This is a genomic window from Nocardioides abyssi, assembly GCF_030412915.1.
Lineage (GTDB): Bacteria > Actinomycetota > Actinomycetes > Propionibacteriales > Nocardioidaceae > Nocardioides > Nocardioides abyssi.
Map to the genome: position 1 here is coordinate 1 of NZ_JAUHJR010000371.1, position 201 is coordinate 201.

Genomic DNA, 201 nt, shown 5'->3' on the forward strand with positions numbered 1-201 from the left:
CGTCGGCGGTGGTGGCGAGCACGAAGGCCGGCAGCGCCGCGCGCCCGCCGGAGATCAGCGCGTCGACGAGGTCGTCGGCCGGGGTGCCGGCGTCGACCCGCGCCCACCGCGCGGCCGCGCGGGACCGTTCCTCGGGCGGGAGGAGGAGGACGGTGCGGTCGCCCAGCACGCCGTACCACTCTCCCGGCCGGTAGGACCGGG

The 201-nt window shown here is 79.6% G+C and carries 1 protein-coding gene; it reads right to left on the minus strand.

All coding sequences use genetic code 11. From position 1 onward, the window contains the following. Positions 1 to 201 (minus strand): hypothetical protein (locus QWY29_RS21025; RefSeq protein ID WP_300963134.1); only part of this gene is annotated, 201 nt, incomplete at both ends.